Raw genomic sequence first — 16,270 nt, 5'->3', positions numbered from 1 at the left:
CGCTGACACGACGCGAAGGGCCCCGGGATGCACATCCCGGGGCCCTTCGTCATCGTCGTCGGCGCACCGGCCGATCGCGACCGCTCAGCCGAGCAGCGCGGCGACCTCGCTCGCGGGCACGTCGCGACGCTCGCCGCTGCGGCGATCCCAGAACTCGACCACGCCCTCGCCGGCGTTGCGGCCGGCGATGACGATGATCGGCACGCCCAGCAGCTCGGCGTCGCCGAACTTGACGCCCGGCGAGACCTTGGGCCGGTCGTCGTAGAGCACCTCGTGCCCGGCCGCCTCGAACTCGGCGCTCAGCTTCTCGGCGAGGTCGAAGGCGGTCGCATCCTTGCCCGTCGCGACGACGTGCACGTCGAACGGGGCGACCTCCTTCGGCCAGAGCAGACCGCGGTCGTCGTGGGTGGTCTCGGCGATCGCCGCCAGGATGCGCGTCACGCCGATCCCGTAGGAGCCCATCGTGACCGTGACGAGCTTGCCGTTCTCGTCGAGCACCTTGAGTCCGAGGGCCTCGGCGTACTTGCGGCCCAGCTGGAAGACGTGGCCGATCTCCATGCCGCGGGCGAGCTCCACCGGGCCCGAGCCGTCGGGCGCGGGGTCGCCGGCCTTGACCTCGGCGACCTCGACGACGCCGTCCGCGTCGAAGTCGCGCCCGGCGACCAGGCCGAAGACGTGCTTGCCGTCGCTGTTCGCTCCGGTGATCCAGCCGGTGCCCTCGACGACGCGCGGGTCGACGACGAAGCGGATGCCGGTCGCCGACTCCTCGCCGAGCACGGCGCCCTCGGGCGACCAGGGGCCGATGTAGCCCTTGACCAGGCCCGGGTGCTTCAGGAAGTCGGCCTCGGTCGCGGCCTCGATCTCGGCCGGCGCGAACGCCACCTCGGCACGCTTGGTGTCGACCTCGCGGTCACCCGGCAGTCCGACGACGACGAGCTCGCGGCTGCCGTCGAGGTGCGTGAGGGCGAGCACGACGTTCTTCAGCGTGTCGGCGGCGGTCCAGGCGCGGCCGTCGGGTCGCGGGTGCTTCTCGTTCGCGACGTCGACGAGGGTCTGGATCGTCGGCGTGTTCGGGGTGTCGAGCACCTCGGCCGGCGTCAGCCCGGCGTAATCGCGCGTCGGGGGCGCGGGCGTCGTGTAGGCCTCGACGTTCGCGGCGTAGCCGCCCGCCGAGCGCACGAAGGTGTCCTCGCCGATCGGGGTCGGGTGCAGGAACTCCTCGGAGCGCGAGCCCCCCATCGCGCCGGCGTCGGCCTGCACGATCACGAACTCGAGCCCGAGGCGGGCGAAGATGCGCTCGTAGGCGTCGCGCTGCGCCTGATAGCTCGCATCCAGCCCGGCGTCGCTCGCGTCGAAGGAGTAGGCGTCCTTCATCGTGAACTCGCGGCCGCGCAGCAAGCCGGCGCGGGGGCGGGCCTCGTCGCGGTACTTGTCCTGGATCTGGAAGATCGTGAGCGGCAGGTCCTTGTACGAGGAGTAGAGGTCCTTCACCAGCAGGGTGAAGACCTCCTCGTGCGTGGGCGCGAGCAGGTAGTCGGCGTCTTTGCGGTCCTTCAGGCGGAAGATCCCGTCGCCGTACTCCTCCCAGCGGCCGGTGATCTCGTAGGGCTCACGCGGCAGCAGCGCCGGGAAGTGCACCTCCTGCGCGCCCGCGGCCTCCATCTCGTCGCGGATGATGCGCTCGATGCGCGCCTTCACCCGCAGGCCCAGCGGCAGCCAGGCGAAGACGCCCGGCGCCTGGCGCCGGATGTAGCCGGCGCGCACCAGGAGCTGGTGGCTGGCGACCTCCGCGTCGGCGGGGTCGTCGCGCAGCGTGCGGACGAAGAGACGTGTCAGGCGTGTGGGCACGTGCTCCAGCGTACCGAGCGCGACGGCACCCGCCGCCCGCTCCGCGAGCGAGGTGGATGCGCCGCGCTCGCGCGCCGGATCACCAGGGCTTCGCGGGCCTCTGGTTCGACGAGCCGCTCTCCTCGCCGCGCTGGTCGCGGTTGCGCCCGGCCTGCTCGTCGCGTCCCTTGAGCTGCCCGAGCTTGTCGCCGAGGGTCTCGCTCTGGTCGCCGTCGTCCGTGCCGTCGTTCGAGCCGGAGCCGTCGGAGGGCTGCCCGCTGGTCCCGTCGCTCGGCTGACCCGAGGGCTGTCTGCTCGCTCCCCCGCTGGGCTGACCCGACGGCTGACCGCTCGCGCCGCCGCTGGGCTGACCCGATGGCTGACCGCTCGCGCCGCCGCTCGGCTGACCCGACGGCTGTCCGCTCGCGCCGCCGCTGGGCTGGCCGCTCTGGCCGCCCTGGCCCTGCTGCGGATCCTGGCCCGACTGCTGCTGGGCCTCCTGCTGCTTCTCGTCGAGGCGGTCGGTCGACGACTCCTGCTTGTCCGAGAACTCCTGGTCGTCGAAGCACTTGTCGCCCTGCGACTGCGCCCACAGCTCCTGTGCGGTCGCATAGGCCGTGGCGGCATCCGCCGGGCGGCCGTCGGCCATCGCGCGGTCGCCGATCTTCTCCTCGGTGAGCGCCAGGTTCGCGCGCGCCGGGCAGAGCTGCTGGATGCTGCCGGCGTTCTGCACGGCGAGCGTCAGCTCCTTCTCCGACTCGGTCAGCAGATCCGCCGCGCCGTAGGCCGTGCCGAGGTTGTAGTGCGGCAGGTAGGGGTCGATCGGGTTGAGGCTCACGCCCCAGCGCGCCCAGCCCACCGAGCCCAGGTAGTCGCCCTGGTCATAGGAGTTCTTGGCGCCCTGCGCGATGACGGCGTTGACGAAGCTGCCGATCGCGAAGAGGCCGAGCGGGATGACGATGAGCAGCGAGACGCCGAGCATGCGGCGCCGCAGCCGGCCCGCCTCCACCGAGGGGGCGACGAGGCGCGCCCAGGGCGTGCCGGTCTCGGTCTTCTCGTCGACGACCTCCGCGACGGGGGGCTCGCCGTTCGGGTCCTTCTCGAGGGTGCTCCCGGACGCGCTGGTGCTCATGAGCTCACCTTCTTCGGCTTGGCGGTGCGCAGCTCGGCCAGCTGACGCCAGCCGATGAACAGCTCCCACGCGATCAGCAGGAACGCGGCGATCGCGGGGATCCAGTAGAGACGCTCGACGATGGTCAGCTTCTTGACCTCGACCTTCTCGCCGATGCGATCGCCCACGTCGGGCAGCGTGGGCTGCGTGTTGGGCACGCGGTGCTGATAGCCCACGCCGAGATCGGAGGCGATCTGCTTCAGGTTGCGCTCGTCGATCGTCGAGATCGCCGGCTGCCCGGTCGCGGGGTCGACGAGGTAGGGCGGCTCGGTCGGGCTCGCCGAGGGAGCCGACGGCGACGCCGAGGGATCGCCGTCGCCGTAGACCTCGTCGTACTGGTCGTCGACGAAGACCTCCGGGCTGTTCTCCCGCATCGGGCCGCCCTGCGCGGTGCCGTAGCCGAGCACCGATCCGGCGTCGAACTGGCCCTTCGAGGCCTCGAAGGTCTGGGTGCCGTCGACCGTCGCGGTCTGCTCGCCGTCGCCGAGGTAGAAGACGACGCGCACGCGGGACGGGTGGTCCTTCTTCGACGCCGCGAGGCGGTCGGCGAGCAGGTCGTTCGCCTGGTACGGCGTGGAGCCGTTCGAGTAGTCGGTGATCTCGACCTGCAGCGTCTGCACGAGCGAGAGCAGCGCATCCGGATCCGCGATCAGCGGCACCCGCACCTGCGCGGCGCTGTCGAAGGTGATCAGGCTGTACCGGGCGCCGCCGTACTGCTCGGTGATCGCCCGCACGTCGTCCTTCATGAGGTCGAGGCGCGTGCGCCCGTCGCCGTAGTCCTCGGCGTTCGAGCTCGTCGTCGTGTCCATCACGATGAAGACGTCGACATCGGACCGGATCTCGGTGGTCGTGCCGCCGGGGATCGCCGGACCGGCCGCCGAGAGCCCCAGCAGGGCGACGGCGACGAGACGGCGGATCGGCGAGATGCGCGCGCGCGACCCGCCGGCACGCACGATCTGCCACACGATGAAGGCCGTCGGCGGGAGAAGCAGGACGATGATCCAGCCGACCGGGAGGACCGGGTCGAAGGTCATGTGCGCATCCTCCAGCCGATGAAGGCGATCAGCCAGACCGCCAGGATGCCCAGCACGAGCGCCACGCCCGGCTCGTCGTTGATCACGAGACGCGGCGTGCCCTCGAGCTTCGACGCCTGGTCGGCGAGCACGCGCTTGACGATCTCGTCGGCGGCCGTGGCGTCGTCGAGCCCGAACAGCTTGCCGCCGGTCGCCTCCGCCTCCTGCTCGAGCTCCTGCTTCTCGGGCGTCGAGATGCCGAGGAACGACGGCGTCAGGGCATAGACGCGCACCTTGCGCTCCTGCGCGAACTTCGACGCCTCGTCGAGGGAGACGAGCGGCTCGCCGTAGAGCTCGTTGTCGGTCGCCAGGAGCACCGTGCGCGAGCGCTGCTTGTCCTCGTTGTCGAAGCGCAGCACGCAGCTCGCCAGTCCGTCGCCGATGAGCGACGACCCGCTGCCGAGCAGCGTGCCGCTCAGCAGGTCGAAGTAGCCCTGGTTGGTGTCGGGGTACTGGCCGGTGCGATCCGCCTCGGCCGCCGCATCCGCCACCGTCTCGAGCTGCTCGTCGACGTAGCTGTAGTCGTCGGTCAGCGGGAACACCTGCACGGCCGAGGCGTTCCAGATCACCAGCGAGATGCGCTCGCCGTTGAAGCCCTTCGCGATCGTGCGGAACTGCTCGAGCACCTCGGCGTCGTCGCCGAGCATCGAGCCCGACACGTCGAGGCAGAGCACGATGTCGCGGTTCGCGGTCTCGGTCTTCACGACCGATGTCGTCACGGGACGCCCCGCGACGATCGCGAGACCGCCGAGCGCGAAGAGCGTGACCGCAAGCAGGGCCGAGAACAGCACCCGGCCGCGCCGGTAGGCCCGGCGGTACTCGGGCAGCGCGAACAGCCGCTCCACGTGCGCCGCCGGCAGCACCGTCGTGTCGCCGCGGCGACGTCGACCGCGCGAGACGATCAGGTAGATCGCGAAGCCGACGAGCACTGCGCCGAGCAGCGCGAACGGCATCCAGCCGAACACTAGCTCCATGCCTGCACCGTTCCTCTCGCGGTGTCGAGGGCCCGGTCGATGCCCTCGTCGGGATCGGGGGCGAAGGCGATCGGGTACCAGCCCGACACGGCGTCGGCGATCGGCACCAGCCGGCTCTCGCGCAGCTCCTCGAGCGTCATGCTGCGCGCGTCGATGCCGGTGCGCTGGTAGCCGAACTCGCGCACGATCTCGCTGAGCTCGATGTGCGCATCCCGGGTGTCGATCTCGCCCTCCGCGAACCGACGGCGCACGCGGTCGATGCGGGCGAAGGCCTTGGCGCCGGCGTCCGGCGGGGGCACGTAGCGCTTCACGACCGGTGCGGGCGGCGCCTCGACGGGGCGCGCCGCGCGACGGGCGATGATGCGCGACAGGATGATCCAGGCCACGAGCAGCAGCAGGAAGATCGGCAGCACGAGCCACCAGGCCCACTCGTAGACCTGCGGCGGGAAGTAGTCGTCGATGTCACCCACGACGCCTCACCCCCGCGGGCGGAGACGCGAAGGCGCGTCGCTCAGATGCCGGCACGGGCGCGCCTCCTCAGCATGTTGAGCAGCGTCGGCACGACCGACTCGATGCTGCCGACGCGGGCGTGCGAGACGGCCAGCCGGGTGAAGAAGGTCTCCTGCGACTCGACACGCCAGGTCGCCGCCTCGGCGTAGAGCCGGCGCAGCTTGCGGTCGGAGCGGAAGATCGTCGGGATCAGCTGATCGTCTTCGACGCCCACGATCTGACGCCGCGAGCCGTCGCCCGAGATCAGGTCGAGGTCGGCGACCGTGACCCAGAGCAGCTCGTGACGGCCGCCGAGCGCCTTCAGCGTCTCGTCGAGGTCGTCGGGCGGCATGAGGTCGTCGGCGACCACGACGAGGATGCCGCGGTTGCGGAGCACGCGCGAGACATGCCCCAGCAGGTCGGTGATGTCGCTCTGCTCACCGTCGAGCGTCGTCTCGTCGCGGATGCCGCGCAGCATCGCCTCGAGGTAGCCCTCGGTCGACTTCGGCGGGCGGATGCGCACGCGACCGTCGGCGTGCGTGATCATGCCGACCGAGTCGCCGTGACGCAGCGAGAGGAACCCGAGCACGCCCACGACGTCGATCGCGAGGTCGCGCTTGGACTCGCCGCCTTCCGCGGTCGCCGCCATACCGCGCCCCGTGTCGACCACGAACAGCACGTCCTGCCGACGGGTCTGCAGATAGCGCTTGACCAGCGGCTGACCCGTGCGGGCGGTCGCCTTCCAGTCGATGTCCTCGACCTGATCGCCCGGCACGTAGTGGCGCAGGTCGTCGAAGTCGAGGCTGCGGCCGACCTGCACCGAGGCGTAGGCGCCGTCGAGCAGGTTGGTCGAGCGCCGGTTGGCGTGGATGAACAACCGGGACTTGACGCGCGGGAGGAGGGAGGCCATGCGGGGGCTACGGGGTCGGGATCGCGGCCACGATCGCGTCGATGATCTGCCACGACGTGACCTCGAGGGCGTCCGCCTCGAAGGTCAGCACGACGCGGTGACCGAGCACACGACGCGAGAGCTGCTTGATGTCCTCGGGGATCACGTAGCCGCGCCCCTGGAGCAGCGCGAGCGCGCGCGCGGCCTGCAGGAACGCGATCGAGGCGCGCGGGCTGGCGCCGTAGTCGACCAGACGCGCCCACTCGGCGTTGATCACGGTCGCGGGGTCGCGCGTGGCCTGCACGATCGCGATCAGGTACTGCCGCACCTGATCGGCGACGAACACCTTGGTCGACGCCTCCTGGATGAAGCGCACGTCGTCGAGCGTCAGCGGGTCGGGATCGTGGTCGTCGCGGTCGAAGACGCCGGTGTCGATGCGGCGCAGGATCTCGAACTCGTCGGAGGGGTTCGGGTAGTCGAGCACCTCCTTGATCAGGAAGCGGTCGAGCTGCGCCTCGGGCAGCAGGTAGGTGCCCTCCTGCTCGATCGGGTTCTGCGTCGCGATGACCAGGAAGGGCTCGGGCAGCGGGTAGATCGTGCCGCCGATCGAGGTCTGGCGCTCCTGCATCGCCTCGAGCATCGCGCTCTGCGTCTTCGCGCTCGAGCGGTTGATCTCGTCGAGCAGCACGATGTTGGCGTGCACGGGGCCGAGCTGCGTGACGAAGCGCGAGTTCGGCGCGTCGTAGATCTGGGTGCCGAGGATGTCGCTCGGCAGCAGGTCGGGGGTGCACTGGATGCGGCGGAACTCCGCCTGCACCGCCGTCGCCAGGGTGCCGGCGGCCGTCGACTTGGCGAGTCCGGGCACGCTCTCGAGCAGGATGTGGCCGCCCGCGACGAGCGCGGTCATGATGCTCGTGCGCAGCGCCTGCTGGCCGACGACCTTGCGGGCGAACGCGGCCGACATGCGCTGCACGATGCGCGCGGAGCGCTGCAGATCGGCGTCGGTGAGCTGCACCTCCGACACGCGCGGGGCCGCGGCGACCGCGGCCGCCTCGCTCGCGGCGGTCGGCGTCGGCGTGGGCCCGAAGCCGGGCTCGGTGCCGTCGTGCCGCACCGGCACCTGCTGCTGCACGTGAGCGCCGGAACCCGGCTGCGGCTGCGGAGCCGGCGGAGCGGGCTGCGGCGGCGCGCTCGGCTGCTGCGCCGGCTGACCGATCGGGCCGGAGGGCTGTCCGGGCGCCTGCCAGCCGGGCTGCGGCTGCGGCGGGGTGCTCTGCGGTGCGGGATCGGTCACGGATCTTCCTCCGGGCGGGTCGGTGGGTGTCCAGCCAACCCTAGGCGACCAGACGTTCTCTCGAATTCTGCGGGGACTGTGCTGGGGATGCGATGGGGACGCCTGCCCATGGCCGGCGGCCGATCGCGCGCCGGCCGACCGGACTCAGGCGGTGACGACCTCGGGCGAGCCGACCGCGGCATCCGGACCCATCTCGTCGGCGATGCGCTGCGCCTCGGAGATCAGCGTCTCGACGATCTCCGACTCGGGCACGGTCTTGATCACCTCGCCCTTGACGAAGATCTGGCCCTTGCCGTTGCCTGACGCGACGCCGAGGTCGGCCTCGCGGGCCTCGCCGGGCCCGTTCACGACGCAGCCCATGACGGCGACGCGCAGCGGCACGGTCACGTGCTTCAGCCCCTCGGTCACGTTGTCGGCGAGGCTGTAGACGTCGACCTGGGCGCGACCACACGAGGGGCAGGAGACGATCTCGAGCTTGCGCTCGCGCAGGTTGAGCGACTGCAGGATCTGCAGGCCGACCTTGACCTCCTCGGCGGGCGGCGCCGAGAGCGAGACGCGGATCGTGTCGCCGATGCCCTCGCTGAGCAGGATGCCGAAGGCGGTCGCGCTCTTGATCGTGCCCTGGAACGCGGGGCCGGCCTCCGTCACGCCGAGGTGCAGCGGCCAGTCGCCCCGCTCCGCGAGCTGGCGGTAGGCCTTGACCATGACGATCGGGTCGTTGTGCTTGACCGAGATCTTGAAGTCGTGGAAGTCGTGCTCCTCGAACAGGCTCGCCTCCCAGACCGCGCTCTCGACGAGCGCCTCGGGCGTCGCCTTGCCGTACTTCTCGAGCAGGCGCTTGTCGAGCGAGCCGGCGTTGACGCCGATGCGCAGGCTGACGCCGGCATCCTTCGCGGCCTTGGCGATGGCACCGACCTGGTCGTCGAACTTGCGGATGTTGCCCGGGTTCACGCGCACCGCGGCGCAGCCGGCGTCGATCGCCTGGAAGACGTACTTCGGCTGGAAGTGGATGTCGGCGATGACCGGGATCTGGCTCTTCTTCGCGATGATGGGCAGCACATCCGCGTCGTCCTGGCTGGGGCAGGCTACGCGCACGATGTCGCAGCCGGACGCGGTGAGCTCGGCGATCTGCTGCAGCGTCGCGTTGATGTTCGTGGTCGGCGTCGTGGTCATCGACTGGACGCTGACGGGGGCGTCGCCGCCGACCAGCACCTTGCCGACCTTGATCTGGCGGGACTTGCGGCGGGGGGCGAGCACCTCGGGAGCCGGTTTCGGCATCCCGATGTTCAGAGCGGGCATGGACTCAGGGTACGCGCGGCAGGTTGCAGCCGCCTGGAAGGCGGGCCTCACCCAGCATCAGAACAGCTTGACCGGGTTGACGATGTCGGCGTAGATCAGCAGCGCGCTGGTCGCGCCGAGCACGACCACGATCGCCATCGTCAGCGGCACCATGCGCGAGAGGTCGAAGGGACCGGGGTCGGGCCGCTTGAGCAGCTTCGCGACGCCGCGGCGGATCGCCTCCCAGATCGCACCGAGCACGTGGCCGCCGTCGAGCGGCAGCAGCGGGATCAGGTTGAAGACGAAGAGGGCGATGTTGACGCCGCCGACGATGCTGATCAGGCTCGCGGCCCGGTCGGCGACCGGCGCCCGGTCGGTCGCGGCCACCTCGCCCGCGATGCGACCCACGCCGACGAGGCTGATCGGGCCGTTCGCGTCGCGCTCTCCCCCGCCGAACGCCGCGTGCACGACGTCGACGATGCGCTGCGGGAAGTGCAGGATGACGTTGCCGACCGCCGTCACGTTGCTCCACACGTAGGGCACGACGCTCGTGACCGGCTGCTGCTGGGTCGTGTACTGCGGCGTGATGCCGATGAAGCCGACGGTCTGGGTCTCGTACTCGCCGTCGGCGTTCTTCACGGCCTGGCCGTTCGCGTCGTAGACGCCGACCTCGTTCGCGATCGGGGTGATCTCGAGGGTCTTGCGGGCGCCGTCGCGCTCGACCACGACCGAGAGCGTCTCGCCCGTCGCGTCGCGGATGATCGCGGTCGACGCGTCCCACGACGAGACCGCCTGACCGTCGATGCTGATGAGCGTGTCGCCGGGCTGCACGCCCGCGGCGGCGGCCGGCGACGGGTCCTTGCCGTCGCAGCTGGTCTGGTCGTCGGCCGTGCTCGGCACGACGCACTCGCTGATCGCGGCGATCGTCGTGCTCGGCACGCTGATGCCGAAGCCGCAGAGCACGATCGCGGCGCAGGCGATGCCGATCAGCAGGTTCATGACCGGGCCGCCGAGCATCACGATGATGCGCTTCCAGGGCGACAGCTTGTAGAAGACGCGGTCGGCGTCCTCGGGGCTCATGGTCTCGGGAGCCTGCTCGCCCTCCTGCACGAGGGTGTTGAAGAAGCCGGTGGTCGCGTTGCGACTGGTCGGCTGGATGCGCTCCTGACGCGGGTTCGCCTCCGCGTCCTCGACAGCACCCGGCGCCAGCAGCGCCTCGGCCGCGAGCTCGGCGTCGAGCGCGTGCGACTCGCTGTCGCGGCGCCCCCAGCGGCGCTTCTTCGGTTTCTCGGGCGGGTACATGCCCGCCATCGAGATGTAGCCGCCGAGCGGGATCGCCTTCACGCCGTACTCGGTCTCGCCCACCTTGCGCGAGAAGAGCGTCGGGCCGAAGCCGATCATCCACTGGCCGACCTTGACGCCGAAGAGCTTGGCGGGGATCAGGTGGCCGAACTCGTGGAGTCCGATCGAGAGGGCGACGCCCACGAGCACGATGAGCACGCCGACGATGAACAGCAGAACCGACTCCACGACGGGAAGGCTACGCGCGCCCGGCTGTGAGCGCGCCCCCTTCTCCTGGGGTGCGCGCTATGCGCGGGCGATGAGCGCATCGGCCCGCTCGCGCGCGGACCGCTCCGCGTCGAGCACGGCGTCGAGGTCGAGCGAGGCCGCCGGCTCGTGCCGGTCGACCACCGCATCCACGATGTCGAGGATGTCGAGATAGCCGATGCGTCCCGCGTGGAAGGCGTGCACGGCCTGCTCGTTCGCGGCGTTGAACACGGCCGGGTAGGTGCTGCCGGCCGTGCCGACGCGCTTCGCGAGCGCGACCGCCGGGAAGGCCTCGTCGTCGAGCGGCTCGAAGGTCCACGCGGATGCGGTGGTCCAGTCGAGCGGCGCGCCCACGCCGGGAACGCGGTCGGGCCAGTCGAGGCCGAGCGAGATCGGCAGCCGCATGTCAGGCGGCGAGGCCTGCGCGATCGTCGATCCGTCGACGAACTCGACCATCGAGTGCACGATCGACTGCGGGTGCACCGTCACCGCGATGCGGTCATACGGCACGTCGAACAGCAGGTGCGCCTCGATCACCTCGAGGCCCTTGTTGACGAGCGTCGAGGAGTTGGTCGTGACGACGAGCCCCATGTCCCAGGTGGGATGCGCCAGCGCCTGCGCCGGAGTGACGTCGGCGAGCTCGGCGCGCGAGCGGCCGCGGAACGGCCCGCCCGACGCGGTCAGCACGAGCCGACGCACCTCGGTCGCCGCGCCCGCGCGCAGCGCCTGCGCGATCGCGGAGTGCTCGGAGTCGACCGGCACGATCTGACCGGGGGCGGCCGCCGCCTTCACGAGCGGCCCGCCCACGATCAGGCTCTCCTTGTTGGCCAGCGCGAGGCTGGCCCCGGTCTCGAGCGCCGCGAGCGTGGGCGCCAGGCCCACCGATCCCGTGATGCCGTTGAGCACCACGTCGGCCTCGACGTCGCGCACGAGCTGCACGGCCTCGTCGACCCCGAGCGCGGTCGCGTCGACGTGATGCTCGGCCGCCTGGGCGTCGAGCTTCTCGCGATTCGTGCCGGCCGCGAGCCCGACCACCTCGAAGCGCTCCGGATTGCGCCGGATCACGTCGAGCGCCTGCTCGCCGATCGAGCCGGTGCTGCCGAGGATGAGGACGCGGCGCATCCGCTCAGCCCTGGGTCGAGGCAGACGCCGGAGCCGTGTCGAGGATGTCGACCACGAAGATCAGCGTGTCCTCGGCGCCGATGCCGGCCTGGCTGTTGCCGCCCGAGGGTCCGTAGCCCTCGGCCGCCGGGATGATGGCGATCACCTGCGAGCCGACCTTCTGGCCGACCAGCGCCTTCGAGAAGCCGGCGATGACACCGGTCGTGGCGAAGCTCGCCGGGGTTCCGCGGCTCCAGCTGCTGTCGAAGGTCTCGCCCGTGTTCCAGTCGATGCCCGAGTACTGCACCGTCACGGTGTCACCGTCGGCCACGGTCGCGCCGTCGCCCTTCTTGAGCTGGCCGACCTGCGTCGTCGCCGGGGCGACGACCTCCTTCGGCAGCTTCACGGTCGGCTCGCCCGACTTCTTGAGCGTGACCTCGGGGAAGCCGTCGCCCGGGTCGACTTTCTTGCCGTCGGCCTTCGTCGGCACGACGCTCACCGCATCCATCACGACGACCAGCGAGTCGGTGCCCTTGAGCTCGCCGACGCCGGCCGAGCCGAACGCGTCATCGGGCGGGATCACCATGGCCACGCGGGCGCCGGGCTTCGCGCAGAGCATCGCCTTGCGGATGCCGGCCGGGATCTGGTCGGTCAGCGGCAGCGAGTCGGCGGCGGCGCCGTCGTAGCCGACCGCCGTGCCGAGCGCCTTGCCGTCGCGGCCGTTGTAGAAGGCGTAGCGCACCTTGACGGTGTCGCCGTCGGCGACCGTGTCGCCCTTGCCGGCCTTGACGAGGGTCGCCTCGGTCTTCTCGGTCTTCAGCGGCGTCTCGAACGTCACGGTCGGGGCGGACTCGGCGGAGTCGCCCGTCTTCACCTTCACCGCGTCGGAGGCCGAGCCCGAGGGCGCGCAGGCGATCGAATCGCCGGGGTCGCCTGTCTCGGCGGTGCTGCAGCCCGTGAGGCTGACGGCGAGGAGGCCGGCGGCGGCCAGGGCGGGGATCACGGTGCGTCGGATCACGGAGCGTCGGAGGACGGGGCGCATGGTCATGCCTTCGGATTCGGAGCGGGGGTCGTGCCCAGTCTGCCCCACCGGCATCACGGGCTCCTGGGCGCGGGGCGGGCGAGGCGTGCCGAGCGCGCCCAGTCGAGCGCCTAGGCTCGACGGCATGGACTTCAGCGTGCCCCAGGAGCGCAAGCTCGTCACCGAACTCCCCGGACCGAAGTCGGTCGCGCTGCAGGCGCGCCGCGAGGCCAGCGTCTCGCGCGGAGCGGGCACGCTCGCCAACATCTACATGGAGCGCGGCTCCGGCGCGATCCTCGTCGACGTCGACGGCAACCAGCTCATCGACCTGGGCTGCGGCATCGGCGTGACCACGATCGGCCACGCGAACGCCGACGTCGCCGCGGCAGCCGCCGAGCAGGCGACCAAGCTGACCCACACGCTCTTCACGGTCACGCCCTATGAGAACTACGTGCGCGTCGCCGAGAAGCTCGCCGAGATCACGCCCGGCGACTTCGAGAAGCGCAGCGTGCTCGTCAACTCGGGCGCGGAGGCCGTCGAGAACGCCGTCAAGATCGCCCGCAAGTTCACCGGCCGCCGCGTGATTCTGAGCCTCGACCACGCCTTCCACGGCCGCACGAACCTGACCATGGCGATGACCTACCGCCCCTGGCCCGAGCGCGCCGGCATGGGTCCGTTCCCCGGCGACCTCTACTCGGTGCCGATCAGCTACCCCTTCCGCGACGGGCTGTCGGGCGAGGAGGCGGCCGCCAAGACGATCGACTACATCCGCACCCACATCGGCGCCGAGGAGGTCGCGGCCTTCTTCGTCGAGCCGATCCAGGGCGACGGCGGCATCATCATCCCGGCCGACGGCTACTTCCGCGCGATCAAGACCTTCTGCGAGGAGAACGGCATCCTCTTCGTCGCCGACGAGATCCAGGCCGGCATCGCCCGCACGGGCGCGTGGTACTCGATCGAGCACCACGACGTCGTGCCCGACATCGTGACGACCGCCAAGGGCATCGCCGGCGGCTTCCCGCTCGCGGCCGTGACCGGGCGCGCCGAGGTCATGGATGCGGTGCAGCCCGGCGGCGTCGGCGGCACCTTCGGCGGCAATCCGGTCTCGACCGCGGCCGCGCTGGCGACGTTCGAGCTCATCGAGCGCGAGAACCTGATCGGCGAGGCACAGCGCGTCGAAGCCGCGCTGTGGGCGCGCATCGGCGACTGGTCGGAGAAGTTCGCCGTGGTCGGCGAGGTGCGCGGCAAGGGCGCGATGTTCGGCATCGAGCTCGTCAAGCCCGGCACGAAGGACCCGAACCCCGAGGCCCTCAAGGCCGTGCTCGCCCACGCGACCTCGAACGGCGTGATCCCGCTCGACGCGGGTAGCTGGGACAGCGTGCTGCGCCTGCTGCCGAGCGTCGTGATCAGCGAGCAGCTGATCGACGACGCCATGACGGTGATCGAAGAGGCTCTCGCGAAGCTCGGCTGAGACGGGCGCCGCCGACGGCGGTTGCTGATGAGGGTCAGGCCGCCAGCGACAGACTCACCGCTCCGCGGTCGCCCGACCCGGCGCTCGGCGAGATCGTCGAGCGTCCGGGTGCTGCGTCGGTGGTCGTGCTGCGCAGCACGACGAGTCGTGCATCCCGACGCTCGCTGAGATCGACGACCGCGGCCTCCGCCGTCGCCTCGCGCAGCAGGTCGACGATCGTCAGGCCGAGAGCGCGGCACAGACCCGCCAGCACCTCGCTCGACGCCTCCTTGCGACCGCGCTCGATCTCGGAGAGGTACGGCATCGAGATGGCCGCGGCGAGGGCGACCTCGCGCAGCGTCCGGCCCGAGTCGAGACGGATGCGACGCAGCGCGGCGCCGACGGCGTACCTCAGCAGCATGAGGCGACGCTAGCCGGGTGCCTCCGCATCGGCGAGAGGCGCGCATCTCGGTTCGCGCACAGCGGACGTCGGCACGGGCGCGCGGGACGGCGTGCGGAATCCCGCGCCCGTGGCCTCGGCGCCTCAGCTGAGCGGGTCGTCCGCGAGCCGCACCGTCGGCTCATGCCGCACGGGGAATGCGACGCTGCGGGCGATGAAGCAGGTCTCGGCGGCCAGGTCGTGCAGGCTCTGCGCGAGGGCGGGGTCGCCCGCCGCGATCGTGACGACCGGGCGCAGCACGGCCTCCGTCATCTCCCCCGAGCCGTCGGCGTGCGTGCGCAGCGTCGCCGTCGCGTCGTCGGTGTAGCCGACGACCACGATGCCGTTCGACGCGGCCGTGTAGAGGTAGCTGAGCAGGTGGCACTGCACGAGGGCGCCGAGCAGCATCTGCTCGGGGTTCCAGAGCGCCGCGTCGCCGTGGAACACGCGGGCGGCGGAGCCGTGGATCTCGTGGTGGCCGTCGACGCGCAGCACGTGCTCGCGGCTGTAGGCGCGGGCGTCGGCCGTGCCGCGACCGAGGTCGCCCGTCCACTCCAGCGAGACCTGGAATCCGTGCTCGAAGCGCATGCCCCCATCCTGGCGCGGATCGGCGCGGTCCGCCGGTTCCGTCGTGGCTCCGGCGCCCGGCGCGGCCGCCGGGGCGGTCGCCGGGTGGTCGTCGGGTGGTCGCTGTCGGGGTCGTCGCGTCGGCGGTGCGAAATAGACTCGGGGACCATGACCGACGCGCCCTTCGCCCCGCATCCGCTCACGGCCGCCGGCGCGGTCGAGCTCGCCGTCGCCGACCGGTCGGGGCTCGAGGAGTCGCGCCACCTCGGCGTCGCGGTCGTCGTCGCGCCCGATGGCTCCGTGCTCGAGGCGCACGGCGACACGAGCGCGGCGGTGTACCCGCGCTCGGCGCTCAAGCCGCTGCAGGCGACCGCCGCCCTCGCGACGGGGATCGAGCTCGACGCGGAGCAGATCGCCCTCGCCACCGCGAGCCACGCCGGCACGCCGCGTCACGTGGACGTGGTCGAGCGGACCCTCCACCAGTTCGGACTCACCTCCGACGACCTGCAGTGCCCGCCCTCGTGGCCCGACGACCCGATCGCCGGCCGCGCCGCCGAGAAGCGCCGCACGGCGATGGTCTGCTCGGGCAAGCACGCCGCCCTGCTGGCCGCGTGCGTGCAGTCGGGCTGGTCCACCGCCGACTATCTCGACCCGGCGCATCCGCTGCAGCAGGCGGTCATCGCGCAGATCGAGGAGGCCGCGAGTGAGCGCATCGCCCACAGCGGCATCGATGGATGCGGCGCGCCCGTGCACGCCCTGAGCCTCGTCGGCATGGCGCGCGCCGCCGCGCGGGTCGCGAACGGACCGAGCGTGATCGCGACCGCCGTGCGCGAGCACCCCTGGGCGATCCAGGGTCCGGGCTTCGCCGACACCGTCGCCGTGGAGAACCTCGGGGTCTTCGCCAAGTTCGGCGCCGAGGGCTACTACCTCGCGGTCGCCCAGGACGGCACCGCGGCGACCGTCAAGGTGCTCGACGGCTCGGGTCGTGTCGGAAGCCTCGTCGCGCTGAGCCTGCTCGCCCGGCACAGCCGGATCGACCCCGGTGCGCTGGCCGAGACGCTCGAGCGCACCGCTCCCCCGATGCTCGGCGGCGGTGCGCCGGTCGGCGGCTGGCGGCTGGCGGTCTGACCCCGCGACAGCGCGCTCAGC

General features: G+C 71.5%; 15 protein-coding genes. 2 read left to right on the top strand and 13 right to left on the bottom strand.

The genetic code is table 11. The annotated features are described in order from the left end of the window. Positions 1-84 precede the first annotated feature (84 nt). From FJ658_RS11365 to FJ658_RS11315, 11 genes are all read right to left on the bottom strand, one after another. Complete coding sequence (locus FJ658_RS11365; RefSeq protein WP_141145501.1) at positions 85-1,848, bottom strand: proline--tRNA ligase; 1,764 nt, start codon at positions 1,846-1,848, stop codon at positions 85-87. Positions 1,849-1,927: 79 nt separating this feature from the next. After that, positions 1,928-2,959, bottom strand: coding sequence for a PT domain-containing protein (locus FJ658_RS11360; protein WP_141145500.1), 1,032 nt, complete (start codon positions 2,957-2,959; stop codon positions 1,928-1,930). Continuing rightward, positions 2,956-4,032 (bottom strand): VWA domain-containing protein, encoded by a 1,077-nt coding sequence (locus tag FJ658_RS11355; RefSeq protein WP_141145499.1) that lies wholly within the window; start codon positions 4,030-4,032, stop codon positions 2,956-2,958. Before FJ658_RS11355 ends, FJ658_RS11360 begins: the two co-directional genes overlap by 4 nt. Further along, positions 4,029-5,045, bottom strand: coding sequence for a VWA domain-containing protein (locus tag FJ658_RS11350; protein ID WP_141145498.1), 1,017 nt, complete (start codon positions 5,043-5,045; stop codon positions 4,029-4,031). Before FJ658_RS11350 ends, FJ658_RS11355 begins: the two co-directional genes overlap by 4 nt. Then, positions 5,036-5,515 carry a hypothetical protein gene (locus FJ658_RS11345; RefSeq protein ID WP_141145497.1) on the bottom strand — a complete coding sequence of 160 codons (480 nt, stop codon included), beginning with the start codon at positions 5,513-5,515 and terminating at the stop codon, positions 5,036-5,038. The genes FJ658_RS11350 and FJ658_RS11345 overlap by 10 nt, the downstream gene beginning before the upstream one ends. 41 nt (positions 5,516-5,556) lie before the next feature. Then, complete coding sequence (locus FJ658_RS11340) at positions 5,557-6,444, bottom strand: DUF58 domain-containing protein (protein WP_141145496.1); 888 nt, start codon at positions 6,442-6,444, stop codon at positions 5,557-5,559. A gap of 7 nt (positions 6,445-6,451) precedes the next feature. Continuing rightward, complete coding sequence (locus tag FJ658_RS11335; RefSeq protein WP_370454802.1) at positions 6,452-7,417, bottom strand: AAA family ATPase; 966 nt, start codon at positions 7,415-7,417, stop codon at positions 6,452-6,454. Positions 7,418-7,861: 444 nt separating this feature from the next. Continuing rightward, on the bottom strand, positions 7,862-9,016 hold the full coding sequence (gene ispG / locus FJ658_RS11330) for a flavodoxin-dependent (E)-4-hydroxy-3-methylbut-2-enyl-diphosphate synthase (RefSeq protein ID WP_181408431.1): 1,155 nt from the start codon (positions 9,014-9,016) through the stop codon (positions 7,862-7,864). Between the two features lie 57 nt (positions 9,017-9,073). Continuing rightward, complete coding sequence (locus tag FJ658_RS11325) at positions 9,074-10,525, bottom strand: RIP metalloprotease (RefSeq protein WP_141145495.1); 1,452 nt, start codon at positions 10,523-10,525, stop codon at positions 9,074-9,076. Between the two features lie 57 nt (positions 10,526-10,582). Continuing rightward, on the bottom strand, positions 10,583-11,665 hold the full coding sequence (gene dxr / locus FJ658_RS11320) for a 1-deoxy-D-xylulose-5-phosphate reductoisomerase (protein ID WP_141145494.1): 1,083 nt from the start codon (positions 11,663-11,665) through the stop codon (positions 10,583-10,585). A gap of 4 nt (positions 11,666-11,669) precedes the next feature. Beyond that, positions 11,670-12,662, bottom strand: coding sequence for an FKBP-type peptidyl-prolyl cis-trans isomerase (locus FJ658_RS11315; protein ID WP_141145493.1), 993 nt, complete (start codon positions 12,660-12,662; stop codon positions 11,670-11,672). Between the two features lie 148 nt (positions 12,663-12,810). Between FJ658_RS11315 and FJ658_RS11310 the strand changes: the two genes are divergently transcribed. After that, the gene (locus FJ658_RS11310; protein WP_141145492.1) at positions 12,811-14,136 is read left to right on the top strand and encodes an aminotransferase class III-fold pyridoxal phosphate-dependent enzyme; all 1,326 of its coding nucleotides are present in this window, start codon (positions 12,811-12,813) and stop codon (positions 14,134-14,136) included. Between the two features lie 34 nt (positions 14,137-14,170). Here FJ658_RS11310 and FJ658_RS11305 read toward each other — a convergent pair whose 3' ends face one another. Together FJ658_RS11305 and FJ658_RS11300 are read right to left on the bottom strand one after the other, a co-directional pair. Further along, entirely contained in the window at positions 14,171-14,536 is a 366-nt protein-coding gene (locus FJ658_RS11305; protein ID WP_141145491.1) for a helix-turn-helix domain-containing protein, read from the bottom strand. Positions 14,537-14,659: 123 nt separating this feature from the next. Next, on the bottom strand, positions 14,660-15,142 hold the full coding sequence (locus FJ658_RS11300) for an OsmC family protein (protein ID WP_141145490.1): 483 nt from the start codon (positions 15,140-15,142) through the stop codon (positions 14,660-14,662). Between the two features lie 147 nt (positions 15,143-15,289). On the opposite strand from FJ658_RS11300, the gene FJ658_RS11295 reads away from it, so the two are divergent. Continuing rightward, entirely contained in the window at positions 15,290-16,249 is a 960-nt protein-coding gene (locus tag FJ658_RS11295; RefSeq protein ID WP_141145489.1) for an asparaginase, read from the top strand. Positions 16,250-16,270 lie beyond the last annotated feature (21 nt).

This window comes from Schumannella sp. 10F1B-5-1 (assembly GCF_006517535.1).
Lineage (GTDB): Bacteria > Actinomycetota > Actinomycetes > Actinomycetales > Microbacteriaceae > Schumannella.
This window is presented reverse-complemented; position numbering and strand designations above follow the sequence as displayed.

Coding starts and splice junctions, on each gene's coding strand:
- FJ658_RS11360 (WP_141145500.1), bottom strand. CDS start 2,959: ATGAGCACCAGCGCGTCCGGGAGCACCCTCGAGAAGGACCCGAACGGC.
- FJ658_RS11355 (WP_141145499.1), bottom strand. CDS start 4,032: ATGACCTTCGACCCGGTCCTCCCGGTCGGCTGGATCATCGTCCTGCTT.
- FJ658_RS11350 (WP_141145498.1), bottom strand. CDS start 5,045: ATGGAGCTAGTGTTCGGCTGGATGCCGTTCGCGCTGCTCGGCGCAGTG.
- FJ658_RS11340 (WP_141145496.1), bottom strand. CDS start 6,444: ATGGCCTCCCTCCTCCCGCGCGTCAAGTCCCGGTTGTTCATCCACGCC.
- ispG (WP_181408431.1), bottom strand. CDS start 9,016: ATGCCCGCTCTGAACATCGGGATGCCGAAACCGGCTCCCGAGGTGCTC.
- dxr (WP_141145494.1), bottom strand. CDS start 11,665: ATGCGCCGCGTCCTCATCCTCGGCAGCACCGGCTCGATCGGCGAGCAG.
- FJ658_RS11310 (WP_141145492.1), top strand. CDS start 12,811: ATGGACTTCAGCGTGCCCCAGGAGCGCAAGCTCGTCACCGAACTCCCC.
- FJ658_RS11305 (WP_141145491.1), bottom strand. CDS start 14,536: ATGCTGCTGAGGTACGCCGTCGGCGCCGCGCTGCGTCGCATCCGTCTC.
- FJ658_RS11300 (WP_141145490.1), bottom strand. CDS start 15,142: ATGCGCTTCGAGCACGGATTCCAGGTCTCGCTGGAGTGGACGGGCGAC.
- FJ658_RS11295 (WP_141145489.1), top strand. CDS start 15,290: ATGACCGACGCGCCCTTCGCCCCGCATCCGCTCACGGCCGCCGGCGCG.